The sequence below is a fragment of the Aequorivita sp. IT1282 genome (genome assembly GCF_058068205.1).
Genome location: NZ_JBYRHR010000001.1, coordinates 320751 through 336533, shown reverse-complemented (window position 1 = coordinate 336533; position 15783 = coordinate 320751). Strand labels below are relative to the sequence as shown.

The following is a 15783-nucleotide window of genomic DNA, read 5'->3' as shown; positions in this document are numbered from 1 at the left end:
TATAAAGATCAATTTTATTTTTATTTCAATTTGGGAATTACCCGTAAAAAATTAATGGGAGTTGCGTTTTTAATAAACCTAATGTTGGGAATACCGATAATCGGAGTTTTACTTTTAATCTTAAAAATTTTTCTTGGCAGTTTTACAATTACATAGCGCGGCAAAAAGCTTTGGCAATAAAGTGGTTATTGAAAGGGTTTCATTCACATTGAATACCGGTGAAATTCTGGGGATTTTCGGAAGAAATGGCTGTGGGAAATCTACTTTGCTGAAAATGCTGTTCGGTACAGAAAAGGCTAATTTAATTAGAGTTTCAATAGATGGCGTAAATTTTAAACCATCACAAAACATAATAGCCAAACAAATTGCCTACTTGCCGCAACATCCGTTTTTACCAAATAATATAAAGGTGCGCGATCTTATTCCTATATATTTTGAAGAAGAAAAGCAGGATGCCATTTTTTATGATCCACTAATTGCACAAATCGCTAATAAAAAAGTAGGTGAACTTTCTATGGGGCAACTACGATATTTTGAAGTTTTAATGATAGCTAACCTTAGCCATCTATTTTTAATGTTAGATGAACCATTTTCAATGATCGAACCTTTATATAAAGTTGAAATCAAAAAATTTCTCAATAAATTGAAGAAGGAAAAAGCAATCATTTTAACCGATCATTACTACGAAGACGTTTTAGATATAACTACAAAGAATATAGTAATAAAGGATGGGGAAAGCCATATAATTAAAAATAAGGACGATCTAAAATCATTTGAATATCTAAAATCTTGACATAAAAAAAGCTCCATTTCTGGAGCTTTTTAAATCATTCAAAATTGTTGAATTACATTTTTGGCATTAGCACTTTATCTACAACGTGTACCACACCGTTTGATGCATCCATATCAGCACTTGTTACAGTAGCTGTATTTCCTTTAGCATCTTTAATCATTACTTTACCACCTTTTTCAGACAAAGTTAAAACTTCACCATTCATAGTTGTAACGTCCAATTTGTTTTTAGCTTCTTTAATTTTAGCCAAAACATCGGTCGAATTCATTTTACCTTGAAGCACGTGATATTTAAGTAAACCTTGTAATTTTGCTTTGTTTTCTGGTTTCATCAATTCATCCATAGTTGCCTTTGGAACTTTGCTGAAAGCCTCGTTAGTTGGAGCGAAAACTGTGTAATTACCTTCTGCTTTTAAGGTTTGAGCCAATTCAGCAGCTTGAAGAGCACTTACTAATGTTGACAAATCTGAATTACCCATTGCTTTTGCAGCAATCGAATTAGCTTCCATTTCAGCCATTTTAGCAGTATTCATTTCTTCAACTTTCATTAAAGAATCTTTTTCCTGCTCCATGCGCATTTGTTCTGCTTTAGCTTGAGCCTCAGCTTCTTTCTTTTTTGTGTCTTCACAGCTTGCAAAAAGCATTGCTACTACTGCTAGAGACATTACAATTGTTTTTAGTTTCATAATTATTTTCGTTGATTTAAATGTTGATATCAAAGATATTCCAAGTGCAGCGATTATTTTACTAATTGAATCTAATCTTTAGTTAAATTTTTTGTAAATTTTTAAGAAGAATGGCAACGATGTGTCCGTATTATTAAACTTATACTAATGAGAAAAAAATATGGCGATTAAATACTATCTTTAGACAATAACAATAAAACTTTTTAAAAATGATTAAATCGAAATATCAAAGCGTTTTGGACTTAGGTGAAAAGCTCAATATTCAAAACGGAGATGTAAAAGAAGAAAACGGCCAGTTAAAAGTTTATGGTACTGCAAAAAACCAATATGAGAAAAACTTACTTTGGGACGAAATAAAACGCGTTGGCGGAGAAAACCCGACCGATATTATGGCGGATATTTCAGTTGCTGATAGTTCTGTTTTTGCACACCACACGGTTAAAAGTGGCGAAACACTCGGTAAAATTGCAAAGCAATATTATGGTAACGCTAGTAAATACAACGCTATTTATGAAGCGAATAAGGGCAAATTGAAATCTGCAGATCTAATTCACCCAGGTGATGAATTAGTGATTCCGAATATATAAATTGAATTTAAAACATAAAAAAATCCGCCAGTTTTTAAAAAACTGGCGGATTTTATATTGCTTAATATTTAGAGTCCACTAATGTAGCTTCCGTATAAATCTCTAAAATGCAGCCCGTTCCCCAAGCTAAATTTGCTGAGTTTTTTATTTTCGGCCAACGCCCAAAGCACTAATTCTTTTAAGAAATAACTGTCTTCCTTTGATGTTTCGGGCTGATGTTTTTCTATCAATTGCTGAAGCGGAATAATTCGGTCCAATTCATTTTTATATTCTTCTTCGGAAAAAGAATCGAGCAATTCAAAATCGTTCTCTTCGAAAAACCAAGATACAATATCGGCGTACGGATCTAAATCGCCATCTTTTGTGAGCTTTTCAATTTTTGGAAATTTATTTTTAAAAGTGGTATTTACTGCATCCACTATTAACTGCTGCGCAACTTGTGAAACGCCTTCCTGCTCACCTTCATAAACCAATTCTACTTTCCCCGTTATTGAAGGAATTATACCTATAAAATCTCCCAAACGCACACTTGTTTTTTCGTCTCCGCTATGCAAAGCGCGTCTTTCGGCAGTACTCAACAAATTTTCGAAAGCGGTGATGCTTAAACGTGCGCTCACGCCACTTTTGGCATCTATAAAATCATTTTCACGAGCTTCAAAACTAATTTGTTCTAAAACATCTTTTGCCAAATCGGGCACATAAACGTTCGATTTTGCTTTTATAGCTTCGGCTGTTTCCTGTTCGGTAATTGTTCGTGCAGTTTCTATATCTTCGGGATAATGCGTCAAAATTTGTGAACCAATTCTATCTTTTAAAGGTGTTACAATACTTCCTCGATTTGTATAATCTTCAGGATTTGCTGTAAATACAAATTGAATATCCAAGGGCAAGCGCACCGCAAAACCACGAATTTGAATATCGCCTTCTTGTAAAATATTAAACAGTGCTACTTGAATTCGCGGTTGTAAATCTGGTAATTCATTGATAACAAAAATACAACGGTTACTACGCGGAATCATCCCGAAGTGAATTACGCGATCATCGGCATATGTAAGTTTTAAATTTGCTGCTTTTATTGGATCAACATCGCCAATAATATCGGCAACGGTAACGTCTGGTGTTGCTAGTTTTTCTGAAAAACGATCATCGCGATGCAACCAACTTATGGGTGTATCGTCACCTTTTTCAATAAGTAGATTTTTGGCATAACGTGAAATTGGGTTAAAAGGATCGTCGTTTATTTCGCTGCCTTCAACCATTGGAATGTATTCGTCCAAAAGCCCAACCATTTGGCGAGCTAAACGTGTTTTAGCTTGCCCGCGAAGTCCGAGAAGATTAATGTTATGTTTTGAAAGAATAGCGCGTTCCAATTCTGGAATTACGGTTAATTCATAACCGTGAATACCCACAAAAGGGGTTTCTTTCTTCATTATTTTTTGAAGTAAATTTCGACGCAATTCTTCCTTTATTGATATTGATTCATACCCCGACTTTTTAAGTTGTCCGAAGGTTTTAATTTTATCTATTTTCATAATTTTTTATTTTTTTTTAACCGCCAAGGGCGCCTAGTGTATCGCAAAGCCCACAAAGAATGAACTGCCAACTGCCACTGAACACTGAATACTTATTTTATCCGTTTTGTCCTATTTGTTTCGTAATCGCTAAAAATCATTTCGCCCAAACCTTTTAAACCTGTGTAAAATGCTTTGCCTTTATTGGCTGCTGTAAATTCTTCAACAAACTGCATTAAATATGGGTCTTCAGCAATCATAAAAGTTGTAATTGGAATGTGAAGTTTCCTAGCTTGCGAAGCCATTGCGTAACATTTATTTACAATATAACTGTCCAGCCCATTACTGTTTTTATAATAACGTCCATCCGGAAGTCGCACGCAGCTGGGTTTCCCATCGGTTATCATAAAAATTTGCTTGTTGGTATTTCGTTTTCTACGAAGCAAATCCATCGCTAATTGAAGTCCGGCGACAGTATTTGTGTGGTACGGCCCCACGTTTAAATACGGTAAATCTTTAATTTTAATTGGCCACGCATCGTTTCCGAAAACTAAAATATCCAAAGTATCTTTCGGGTATCGCGTGGTTATAAATTCTGAAAGTGCCATCGCCACTTTTTTTGCAGGTGTTATACGGTCTTCGCCATAAAGAATCATACTGTGACTGATGTCTATCATTAAAACCGTACTCATTTGGGTTTTATACATAGTTTCTTCAACCACCAAATCGTTTTCAGAAAGTGTAAAATCGCCCAAACCGTGATTAATTTGTGCATTTTTGAAACTTTCGGTCATTGAAATTTGTTCCAGCGAATCGCCAAAACGATAATCGCGAAACTCTCCAGCCTGCTCATCTCCTTGCCCCGTTTGTTTTGTTCTATGATTGCCGGCACCACTCTTTCGCAGTTTCCCGAAGATCTGTTCCAAAGCTCGCTTCCGCAGGGCTCTTTCTGTTTTTTCGGTAATGGCTAAACCGTTTGAACCATCCATTTTTATTTCTTCACGCAAATATCCTTTCTTTTTCAAATCTTCAACAAAATCGTCTAAAGAGTAGTCCTCCGTGGTGAGTTTATATTCATCATCAATCTGTTTTAACCAATCCATTGCTTCGTCGAAATCGCCCGAAGTGTGGGTAATCAATTCTTGAAAAACATCAAAAAGTTTCTCGAAAGGTGATTGGTCTTTAGGAGTGTGTTTGGTGAAGATAAATCCGCTCTTGCCTGCTTTCCTATTCATAATCTAAAAATAAAACTTTAGTTGTTTAAAAAAAAAGTGGAAACGTTAAACTACTACCAAAAATAACTTCTGCTTCATAACATTTAAACTACGCAAACAATTCAAAAAAATTGTTAGATTTGTTTTGAAAATCAACATGATAACAGCCAAAACCTAGCTTTATGAAAAATTTTAGTTTAATCTGCACTGCATTTTTACTCTTGGTTGCTTGCAAAGACAAGCCAAAAGACAGCATCAAAGAAGTTTCGGAAGTAAAAACGTATTCCATCGAACAATTTATGGGGAATGAAAATGCTTGGGCGAATGGTTTTTCCGCAGACAAGTCGAAAGTTTTAATAACCAGCAACCGTTCAGGCGTTTACAATATGTACAACGTTTCGGTTGAAGGCGGTGATTTTATGCCCATAACACAATCCGACAGTACTTCAATTTATGGAATTTCATACTTTCCTGATGACGATAGAATTCTTTTCAGAATGGACGGAAATGGCGATGAGATTTTTAAAATTTTTGTGAAAGATAGCAGCGGTATTAAAAGATTGACCCCTGAAAAAAATGTACGTGCACTTTTTACAGGGTGGGCAAAAGATGGTAAAAGTTTTTATTATAACAGTAATGAGCGCAACCCACAGATGATGGATCTTTATGAAATGGACATAGCAACTTTTAAAGCGAAACTGATTTTAAAGAATGAAGACAATATGGATTTTGGTGGAATTTCGGCAGATAAAAATTATATGCTGCTAACAAAATCTATAAATACAAATGACGGCGACTTATTTCTTCTAAATCTTAAAACGAAAGCAAAAACCCAAATCAATGAAGGTTTAAGCGGCAATTCGGCTCAGGATTTTTCGCCAGATGGAAAATCAGTTTACTACACAACCGATGCCAATTCTGAATTCAGCTATTTAATGAAATACAATATTGAGGATGGTACTAAAGAAAAAATTCTAGTAAAAGATTGGGACATCAACGCATTCTATTTTACACATAATGGTAAGTATCAAGTGCTTTTTAGCAATGAAGACGCAAAAACCAAAATGTACTTAACCGAAGTGGCTACAGGAAAAGCGTTGAATTTCCCAGATATTGAAGGGCAGGAAATAAATGCCGCAAGCTTTTCAAAAGATGAAACAATGGCATTATTAACCGTTGGCAGCTCTCAACTTCCCACAAATACATACTCGTATAATATAGCTTCTGGAAAATATTATAAGCTTACAAATGTTTTAAACAGTGAAATAAACCCCGATGATTTGGTCGAAGCAACGGTAGTTCGGTTTAAATCTTTTGACGGTTTGGAAATTCCAGCAATTTACTATCAGCCAAAACAAGCAAACGTCAATAAAAAAGTACCTGCGCTAGTTTGGGTTCACGGTGGGCCGGGTGGTCAATCAAGGCAAGGTTTTAGTTCTTTAATTCAATATTTGGTAAATCACGGTTATGCTATTTTGGCGGTAAATAATCGCGGTAGTAGTGGTTACGGCAAATCTTTTTATAAAATGGACGATCAAAATCACGGCGATAAAGATTTGAAAGATTGTATTGCTGGTAAAGATTGGTTGGCAAGCCAAGATATGATCGACAAAGACAAGATTGGAATTTTAGGCGGCTCTTACGGCGGTTATATGACGATGGCTGCGCTTACTTATGCGCCGGACGAGTTTGAGGTTGGAGTAAATATTTTTGGAGTTACAAACTGGATTAGAACTTTAAACAGCATTCCGCCATGGTGGGCATCATTTAAGGATGCATTATACACCGAAATGGGCGATCCAAATACGGCAGATTCAATTCGATTAAAAGAAATTTCACCTTTATTTCACACTGAAAATGTTACCAAACCTTTGATGGTTTTACAGGGCGCGCAAGATCCGAGAGTACTTAAAATAGAATCTGATGAAATTGTGGCAGGAGTTAAAAAGAATGGTGTTCCTGTAGAATATGTAGTTTTTGAAGACGAAGGTCACGGCTTTGTAAAAAAGGAAAATGAAATTGAAGCCTACGGAAAAATCTTAAAATTCTTAGATCAATATTTAAAGGGTGAAGGTCAAACTACTCCAGACACTAAAAAGACTGAAAGTACCGAAGTGAAATAGCGTTTTATAAAATTCCTATGCGTGCTGAATGTGCAATTGCCTCTTCGCTATTGGTGAAATAGCAAGTTGATACATTCATGGATTCAATGTTTTTTAAAATTTTCTGGGTTGCAGGCTTCTTCCGTCTTGAAGTCTGCCTAATATAAATAGCTTTAATACTTTGCGGAAATATCTTTACAATCCGCTCGTAAAGATGTGGGTCTTTTTGTGAATCATCGCCGAGTAAAACATATTCAAGTTTTGGATAAAACATAATGATATCCTTTATTTTTTCGAACTTATGGTCGTGGCTACCTCTTCCGGTAAAAAGAAAATCTGAAATACCAGTTTTTATTTTTTTAAGTTTTATAACGGCTTTTGGAAGTTCGTGTAATCGTGCTAAGGAGTCTATAAATTCATATAAATTCCACTCGCTGCTGGAAACGTAGAAAAAGGAATTAGAAGCCGCTTCATTCTCCTGCCCTGCCCTGCTTAAGGCTTGGTAGTGTGGCACAACATCATCAAAAACCTTTCGTTTATTGATGTTTTTTAGAAGAAGAACGTAGAGTTTTTTTAAGAAATTTCCGCTGTGCGAAACCAAGAAAGTGTCGTCTATATCTGAAATTACTCCAACTTTACTTTCAAATGGTTTTAATATTTCAGAATTTTCAACAATGCCGAAATCGTAATAATTACAGATTACTTCGTAGGGATGCCAACCGCTTTCAAGTTTTTCGGAATACGGTATTGTAAACCGAAAATAGCCATCGGCCAAAGTTTTAGTAGTTACCTCAACACTTTTAAATTTCAGCGTAACTTCCACATTTTCCAGTGGCTTTATTCTAAACATATGTATTACCGAAACGGCATGACGAATTCCCTTGCGGTCTAGTCTGTATTTATCTGGCGACCAAGATTTGAATACGTGGCCAAAAACCACCAATTCTTCGTCGTTTACATAGCCACGGTAGAGTTTTAAATCAAGTTTCACTTATTGAGATTTCGTTAACGGTTTTGTAATTCCAAAATAGGTATTTTTAAAATCAATATCTACTAATGAAATCAGAAAATTATATTTTGCTTGTTGTCAACCCAATAGCTGGCGACTCTGAAAAAGACGACATTATAACAGCCGTGAAAAATGAAGTTATTAGAAGAAACTACAGTTTCAAACTTTATAAAACCACCGGCAAAGACGATAGAAAAGCGATTGATACACTATTAAAAGAGTACGAACCTTCGCACGTTTTAGTTGCAGGCGGCGATGGAACCATATCATTAGTGGCGGAATGTATTTACGAAAAAGATATCATTTTAGGTATAATTCCCGCTGGTTCTGCAAACGGAATGGCGGTTAATTTCGATTTACCTCAAACGCTAAAAGAGCAGCTAGACATTGCGCTTTCAGAATGCACATTAGGAATTGACGTTTTATTTATAAACGGAAAAATCTGCCTACATATAGCAGATTTAGGTATAAATGCCGAATTGGTTAAAAACTATGAAAATTCAAATATTCGCGGAAAGTTTGGATACTTTTTACAGTCAATCCCAACGCTTATAAATTCTGAATTTCCATTTCATTTTATTATTGAAACGGAAGAAGAAACAATTGAAGAAAGTGGAGTTTTATTAGCAATAGCGAACGCTAACAAATTTGGAACTGGCGCCACTATTAACCCAAAAGGTATTATTAACGATGGCAAATTTGAAGTTTTAGTTTTCAAAAATCTAGATTTCTTCGAAATATTAAAGACAATTCAAGACAATCCCGAAATGTCTCCAGAATTTGTGCGTATTATTTCGACTAATAAGGCAACAATTAAAAGTAAAAAGAAAGTTCCGTTCCAAATTGACGGTGAATTTTTGGGTGAAACAGACACCGTTTCTGTTATTATTTCAAAGAGGAAGCTGCAAGTTGCTTTGCCCCAAAAATTCTGTAACTTACATTCAATATAAACCCAAACCATGAATATACATAAGGTATCATTTACGAATAAAGACGAAGAACAATTGGCAGGAAGACTAGAACTTCCGTTGGACCAAGAGCCGCATAATTTCGCGATTTTTGCACACTGTTTTACATGTACCAAAAACTTAACAGCGATTAAAAATGTAGGAAGAGCACTTACCAATGCGGGTTTTGCAGTTTTAAGGTTCGATTTTACTGGTTTGGGAGAAAGTGAAGGTGATTTTGAAAACACTAATTTTTCTGGAAATGTTGAAGATTTGGTTGAGGCTGCAAATTTTCTCGAAAAAAAGTTTAAAGCGCCTACTTTAATGATCGGGCATTCGTTAGGTGGTGCAGCAGCCATATTTGCTGCCGATAAAATAGCATCAATTAAAGCTGTGGCCGTAATTAACTCACCTAGCGATCCATCTCACGTTCGACATTTATTAAAAGATAGTGCCATGGAGATTACAAAAAATGGAAAAGCAAAAGTTAATTTGGGCGGAATAGATTTCACCATAAAAAAACAGTTTTTAGAAGATCTTGAAAATAAATCGCTTGTAGATATTGTAGGAAACTTCAAAAAAGCATTGTTAATTCTACACTCTCCACAAGACACAACTGTAGGTATAAATAACGCTGAAGAAATATATAAAGCTGCACATCACCCTAAAAGTTTTGTTTCTTTAGATGGCGTTGACCATCTTTTATCTAGAAAAGAAGACTCTAGTTATGTTGGGAAAGTTATTGCGGGATGGGCGCCACGCTATGTTACTATTCCACCGAAAGAAGAACTGAAGAGCAAAAGTAAAGTGGCTGCAAGCTTAGATGGTGATGACAAATTCACAACTCAATTAAAGCTTGGAGATCATTATTTTGTTGCCGATGAGCCAACTACTTTTGGAGGCAATAACTTTGGTCCTTCTCCCTATGAGTTTCTTTCCGCCGGTCTCGCTGCATGCACAGTAATGACTATACAAATGTATGCGCGAAGAAAAAAATGGGACGTTGAGAATGTAACCTGTCACATCGATTATTCAAAAGATCACGCAATAGATTGCGAGCATTGTGAAGAAGATGCTGCTAAAATAGACACCTTTAAACGCAAGATATTTTTAGAAGGAAATCTTTCCGAAGAACAGAAAACGAGACTGCTTCAAATAGCAGATAAATGTCCCGTCCATAAAACATTGCATTCCGTAACACAGGTAATTACAAGCTTGGAAATTTCATAAAATCTAAATTGATTGTCTGAAACTATTTTGTAAACTTGTAGTACACTTAAAAACTATGGTTTATGAAAATTAAATTCAAACTATTGCTTTTTCTATTCGCAATAACGTCATTACAAAGCTGCTGCTGGAATGGCGATTGTGATGAAACTGACGACTTTCCCATCTCTATGGTAGAATCTCAGTACGATGCTGTATTTATGGAGCGCTCAACTTTTGAAAGCAGCGTTGTACTTTCTCCCGCAGAACCAGTAATTAATGCTGGAAAAATATATGTAATTGGAACTTACCTTTTCATCAATGAAAAAAATAAAGGGTTTCACGTTTTTAATAATGAAAACCCAGCTAGCCCATCGCCTATTTATTTTATAGCCTCGCCAGGAGCAACAGATTTGGCTATCAGAAATAATGTATTCTTCATAAACCAAGCAACCGATCTTATTGCCGTACAGGTAGATTTGGAAAATAGTGGCATTAATGTTTCTAAACGAATAAAAAATACTTTCCCAGAAATGCTTTCGCCAGATGGGTTTTATGCGTTTAATATTCCACAGAATAACGTTGTAGTAAACTGGATTCCAAAAACAACTACGCCATGAGAAAATTAGGTTTACTTTTTTTAATAATAGTATTGTCTTTGGCGTGTAGCCAAGATGGAAGCAATGCATCTTCAAACGAAACGATGAGCAACGGTGATGGTCAAGGTGGCTCATTAGCACGATTTGCAATGGTGGGCAATTACCTTTATACCGTTGATGAATATGGCTTAAACGTTTATAATATAACAACGCCTTCAGACCCTGTGTTTGTAAACAACGTACCAATCGGTTTTAGAATTGAAACACTCTTTAATTACAAGGAATATCTTTATGTAGGATCGCAGAACGGCATGTTTATCTATAGTGTAAACAATCCTGAATTCCCCGAATATCTTGCAGATGTGCAGCATTTTACTTCGTGCGACCCTGTAGTTGCAAATGAGACCACGGCATTTGTTACGTTGTGGTCTGAATTGGGTTGTGGATCTACTTTAAATCAATTAGAAATTTATGACGTTACAGATATTGTAAACCCAACATTACTTAGTGTAAGAAACTTAACTGCTCCAAAAGGAATGGGGCTTTATGGAGATTATTTGATTGTATGCGATGATGAAATAAAGATATTTGATGTTTCAGACCCTTCCCATTCTGTTGTGGTTCACAACATAAACAAATTAGCTTTCGATGTAATTATAAAAAATAATTTGCTAATCGCCATTGGGCAAAACGGAATTTACCAATATAATCTCGACCAAAATGACATCACAAATACTTCAGAATTAAGTACAATAAACTTTTAAAATATTCATAAATGTATAGTGGTCGCCCGAAAACTATTGTACCTTTAATTTAAACCAATTTTAAACTAAAAAATAAAATAATGATGAAAAGAATTAGTCTAGTTTGTAGCCTATTTGCTCTAATGGCATTTGTAGGTTGCAAAAATGAAAAAAAAGATATGGAAAGTATGGATTCAACAAATGATACCATACAAGTCGATTCTTCTTCTAAAAAAGAGGCTCCTAAAAACGTTTCCGTTATTATGGAAGCAAAAAGTAAAAGTACTGCAGTAGGCGAGATTTATTTTTCTGAAGCTGATGGAGTTGTATCTATGGAAGCTAAATTTTCGGGCTTAACACCTGGAAGCCACGCAATCCATATTCACGAAAAAGCAGATTGTAGTGCGGCCGACGGTACTTCTTCTGGCGGACACTGGAACCCTACCCATGCAAAACATGGAAAATGGGGCGATGCTGAAGGTTATCATAAAGGCGACATAGGAAATTTTGAAGTTGGCGAAGATGGCTCTGGCAAAATTACTATGCAAACTGATGAATGGTGTATTGGTTGTGACGATGCAAACAAAGACATTGTAGGCAAAGCAGTCATTGTACACGAAGGTCAAGATGACTTTAAAACGCAACCCACTGGTGATGCTGGCGGAAGAGTAAGTTGCGGCGGAATTATTAAATAATATTTCAAAAAAATATTTTTTTAAAGCCACTCTATAAATTAGGGTGGCTTTTTATTTTTTACCCTATTGAATTAATGAAATATTACAAAGTGAACGTTAATTTTATTATTATTGAAATATATAATAACCATTATACGCTTAGCCCCTTATGAATACATCTTCTCAATCCTGGTTAATTTTTGCTTTACTATTCTTTACGCTAAACACAATATACTCTCAAGATCGTGAGAATTACGAATTGCTTTGGGAAATTAAACACAAGGATAGCAACAAAAAATCGTATCTCTTCGGAACACTTCACCTAAAAGATGCTCGGGCGTTTAAGTTTAGCGACTCCGTTATTCCAGCAATAAAAAATTCTGAAATGTTCGCTTTAGAAATTCATCCCGATTCGGCGGTAACAGGTTTTAGCGAAAATTACTTAAATACAAAAAATGAAAATATCTATAAAAAAATTCTTTCGAAAGAGGAATACCAAAAACTAAAAGATCGCTTTTTTGAAGTTAAACAAATGGATTTGGACAGTATGCCTATGAAAAATCCAAGTTTAATAAAATCCATGTTGACTCGCAATAAAGGTAAAGCAGATGATCGCCGTACCTTTTTAGATGCCTATTTATACGGAATTGCATACAATAGTAAAAAAGAAATAGTGGGTCTTGAAAAAGTTGAAGATCAATTTTACCTGTTTGAAGAAACAAGCGATATGGAATTGAGAGAAAACATTCTCGCTATTATTAACCACCAAGATTTTGATTCAAATAACCAATTTGACAAAATAACCCAATTGTATTACGAAGGCGATTTAGAAAAAATATGGTCCTACGTTAATGGCGGTGGTTATAATGATTCCATCATGATTAAACGAAACCACGTTATGCTTAATAGCCTTGTGGAAATTATGAAATCCAAAACCATTTTTGCAGCGGTAGGCGCTGCCCATTTACCAGGAAATCAAGGATTAATTACACTTCTCCGCGAAGAGGGATATCAGGTGAGAAAAGTGAAAGCCACTTTTAGCGATAACGAACAGCAATATGATATTGCTCCAGATTTAGACAGATGGGTTTTAGATTATAATGAATCGCAAGGTTATAGTGTACTAACGCCCAACAAAGCCATCCCCATTGAAATTACCGAGTCTATTGATGCAATGACGAGTACAGATTTAATATACGGCGGCACGTTTATGTATATGATTGGCGATTTAAGAAGTCAAGTTTTAAAAGATGGGTTTAATTTTGTTGAAAACATCATAAAAAGTCAGTTGCAAACGGCTAATGATTCTATATTTAACAGAAATACTTTTGTAAAAGACGGCGTCGAGTTTACCGATGTTATAATTGCAAAAGACAAGGAGTACGTGCGCGTACGCGTAGCCATGAAAGATAAAATTGTTTACACTTTTATGACCGAAAACACTTTAGCCGAAATAACTTCGGCGTACGCAAATGCCTTTTTTGATTCAATCAAAATATTCGATTCTAAGATTGCTCCATCCGTTTGGCAAACCCAAACAGACAGCCTTGGTGCTTATAGTGTACACGTTCCTGAAAAAATTCTTGACAGAAGCCAAGTAATGGACAATCCATACGGCAACGAAGATTCTCCATATATAATCAATATTTTTTCTTCGGAAGACAAAGCCAATAATACACTTTATTTACTTCGGTATAACAACCAGCCCGTGGGCTATTATTTAGACCAAAAAGAAGATTATTACGAAGAATTCGAAAGCTATTTTAAACAAAATGGTACTTATATAAGCGAGCCGGAAGATATAATGCTGGATGGAAGCGAAGGTAAAAAATACGAACTCTCGTTTTCAGATAAATTTCATACAATTGCGAAGCTTTATCTGCGAGGCAATAGAACGTATTTATTAATGGCGCAAAAGTATAAAGAGGGCGAAAAAATTTCAGAAGACAATGAATTTTTCAATTCTTTTAAATTTCTGCCCTATGCAGAAGCGGCGTTCGACACCGTTGTAAACATCCAAGAAAAATATTCGTTTAGGGCGCCGAGCGAAAAAGTTGTTATTGAAGAAGAACCGCAGGATGCTTATTCAGAATTCAGTTATGTGAAAAATTATAGTTCAATGGATCCCACATCTTCCGGCACTTACTTGGTGCAGCACTTAAAATTAAAACCGTACTATCGGAAAAAATCACTTCAAGATTTTTATGATGATTACACCGAATTGATTGTAGATTATAACGATTCTATTACAAGCAATACTAGCACCACTTTGGGTGGGAAACCAGCGCGTGAAATTAAAATGATAAACTCGAGTACCCACGTAAAACAGCGGATGAAATTATTACTCGATGATGATTCCATACTTCTCCTTTTAACTTATTTGGGAGATGAAGAAATTAACGAACCTCGTGTAGATGAATTTTTTAATTCATTAAAAATTAAAAAAAGCTCACAGAACTTTAATCTTTCAGCCTCAAAAACCGATTTAATTTTCAAAAACCTGAAATCGAAAGACTCAATTAAGTTTGCAGAAGCAAAAGGTGCTTTAAATTATTATGAATTTGACGCTTCAGATTACAAAGTTTTAGAGAAGAATTTAAAAAGTCGCTTTAAAGATGACACCCTTTATTACGGTGCAAAATATTATATAATTAACGCATTGACAGATCTTGAGAAACCGGAAACGCTAAAAACCTTTGCTTCCTTTTACAAGAACAAAAAAAACAGTTACGAAGCACGCGTGGAGGTCCTCGAACAGCTACTAAAACTTAAAAATAGTAATGCTGTAGCCACGTATTTCGATCTTTTGCAAAACCATAAACTCAATCGAATTCCTGAAAAGGATTATGATATTATGACTTCATTAATTGATACCATTCCACTATTTGTTGCAAACGATGCTAAGTTTGCCAAGCTTGTAGATTTTGATGATTACAGGGCTGAGATAGCATCAATATATTCCTATAATGTTATGGAAGATAGTATTTATAGTGATAAAATGCCACTGTTGAAAAGCAGACTTCTATCGCATATGTATAAAGACGCAGCATTATACGTAGACACAATTGCCAGGAAAAAGAACACTCATATAAGCGATGGACTTATGTACAGTTACATTGAATTTTCAAAAGGATTTGAACCCATACCAGATGATGTTAAAAAAACATTGAATCTTATTGCAGATCAAGTAAAAGACGATAAGTGGATGCAAGCTCAAGCTTTAATGACAGCTACAGAACTAGCTATAGAAATTAATCCGCAAACGTTGAATGACGGCTTTAAAGATATGTATGTTCGGTTCGAATTAATGGAAAGCCTAATAAATGCTGAAAAGACCAACTTAATTCCGGAAGCGTATTTAGAGTTGAAGGAATTTGCAAAATTGTCGCTTTACAACAACGTAGGAGATGATTATGACGGCTACCCTACTATTTTCAACTATTTAGACGAATTGACTGTTGATGATAAAAAATATTATGTATTTGAATTTTCATATACGAAAGAAGAAGATTCAGATAAATACTTAGGAATTGCAGCGCATAAAGAAATAGATTTCTCAGATTTCGAAATGGCCGAAGCTTTTACCGATTGGGAAATAATGGAAGAAGATTGGATAACGCAAGCGACGAAAACCATAAAAGCTAATCATGTGGATGAAGTATTAGAACTTGAATAATAGCAGAAAAGCTTGAATACAATCAATAAAAAATCCC

At 35.3% G+C, this 15783-nt stretch carries 13 protein-coding genes; 9 read left to right on the top strand and 4 right to left on the bottom strand.

Features of this window, described 5'->3' with window-relative positions; translation table 11 throughout:
* Positions 1-133 precede the first annotated feature (133 nt).
* Complete coding sequence (locus AC3RVG_RS01635; RefSeq protein WP_489689684.1) at positions 134-793, top strand: ATP-binding cassette domain-containing protein; 660 nt, start codon at positions 134-136, stop codon at positions 791-793.
* Between the two features lie 52 nt (positions 794-845).
* On the opposite strand, the gene AC3RVG_RS01630 is transcribed toward AC3RVG_RS01635, so the two are convergent.
* Complete coding sequence (locus AC3RVG_RS01630) at positions 846-1478, bottom strand: fasciclin domain-containing protein (RefSeq protein WP_489689683.1); 633 nt, start codon at positions 1476-1478, stop codon at positions 846-848.
* Positions 1479-1687: 209 nt separating this feature from the next.
* On the opposite strand from AC3RVG_RS01630, the gene AC3RVG_RS01625 reads away from it, so the two are divergent.
* Positions 1688-2065, top strand: a complete 378-nt coding sequence (locus tag AC3RVG_RS01625) for a LysM peptidoglycan-binding domain-containing protein (RefSeq protein ID WP_489689682.1) — start codon at positions 1688-1690, stop codon at positions 2063-2065.
* 68 nt (positions 2066-2133) lie between these two features.
* Here AC3RVG_RS01625 and AC3RVG_RS01620 read toward each other — a convergent pair whose 3' ends face one another.
* Positions 2134-3597, bottom strand: coding sequence for a magnesium chelatase (locus AC3RVG_RS01620; RefSeq protein WP_489689681.1), 1464 nt, complete (start codon positions 3595-3597; stop codon positions 2134-2136).
* Positions 3598-3689: 92 nt separating this feature from the next.
* Complete coding sequence (locus AC3RVG_RS01615; RefSeq protein WP_489689680.1) at positions 3690-4811, bottom strand: vWA domain-containing protein; 1122 nt, start codon at positions 4809-4811, stop codon at positions 3690-3692.
* Between the two features lie 161 nt (positions 4812-4972).
* Between AC3RVG_RS01615 and AC3RVG_RS01610 the strand changes: the two genes are divergently transcribed.
* The gene (locus tag AC3RVG_RS01610; protein ID WP_489689679.1) at positions 4973-6913 is read left to right on the top strand and encodes a S9 family peptidase; all 1941 of its coding nucleotides are present in this window, start codon (positions 4973-4975) and stop codon (positions 6911-6913) included.
* Positions 6914-6917: 4 nt separating this feature from the next.
* On the opposite strand, the gene AC3RVG_RS01605 is transcribed toward AC3RVG_RS01610, so the two are convergent.
* A complete protein-coding gene (locus AC3RVG_RS01605) occupies positions 6918-7883 on the bottom strand; it encodes an App1 family protein phosphatidate phosphatase (protein WP_489689678.1) in 966 nt (321 codons plus the stop codon).
* 65 nt (positions 7884-7948) lie between these two features.
* Here AC3RVG_RS01605 and AC3RVG_RS01600 point away from each other — a divergent pair, with 65 nt between their 5' ends.
* The 6 genes from AC3RVG_RS01600 (at position 7949) to AC3RVG_RS01575 (ending at position 15746) form a co-directional block, all read left to right on the top strand.
* Positions 7949-8851: a diacylglycerol/lipid kinase family protein gene (locus AC3RVG_RS01600; RefSeq protein WP_489689677.1), complete on the top strand. Its 903-nt coding sequence runs from the start codon at positions 7949-7951 to the stop codon at positions 8849-8851.
* 9 nt (positions 8852-8860) lie between these two features.
* The gene (locus tag AC3RVG_RS01595) at positions 8861-10078 is read left to right on the top strand and encodes a bifunctional alpha/beta hydrolase/OsmC family protein (RefSeq protein WP_489689676.1); all 1218 of its coding nucleotides are present in this window, start codon (positions 8861-8863) and stop codon (positions 10076-10078) included.
* A gap of 62 nt (positions 10079-10140) precedes the next feature.
* Positions 10141-10674: a hypothetical protein gene (locus tag AC3RVG_RS01590; RefSeq protein WP_489689675.1), complete on the top strand. Its 534-nt coding sequence runs from the start codon at positions 10141-10143 to the stop codon at positions 10672-10674.
* Positions 10671-11417: an LVIVD repeat-containing protein gene (locus tag AC3RVG_RS01585; RefSeq protein WP_489689674.1), complete on the top strand. Its 747-nt coding sequence runs from the start codon at positions 10671-10673 to the stop codon at positions 11415-11417. The genes AC3RVG_RS01590 and AC3RVG_RS01585 overlap by 4 nt, the downstream gene beginning before the upstream one ends.
* 83 nt (positions 11418-11500) lie before the next feature.
* Positions 11501-12091 carry a superoxide dismutase family protein gene (locus tag AC3RVG_RS01580; protein WP_489690122.1) on the top strand — a complete coding sequence of 197 codons (591 nt, stop codon included), beginning with the start codon at positions 11501-11503 and terminating at the stop codon, positions 12089-12091.
* A gap of 148 nt (positions 12092-12239) precedes the next feature.
* Positions 12240-15746 carry a TraB/GumN family protein gene (locus AC3RVG_RS01575; protein ID WP_489689673.1) on the top strand — a complete coding sequence of 1169 codons (3507 nt, stop codon included), beginning with the start codon at positions 12240-12242 and terminating at the stop codon, positions 15744-15746.
* The last annotated feature ends 37 nt before the right edge of the window (positions 15747-15783 follow it).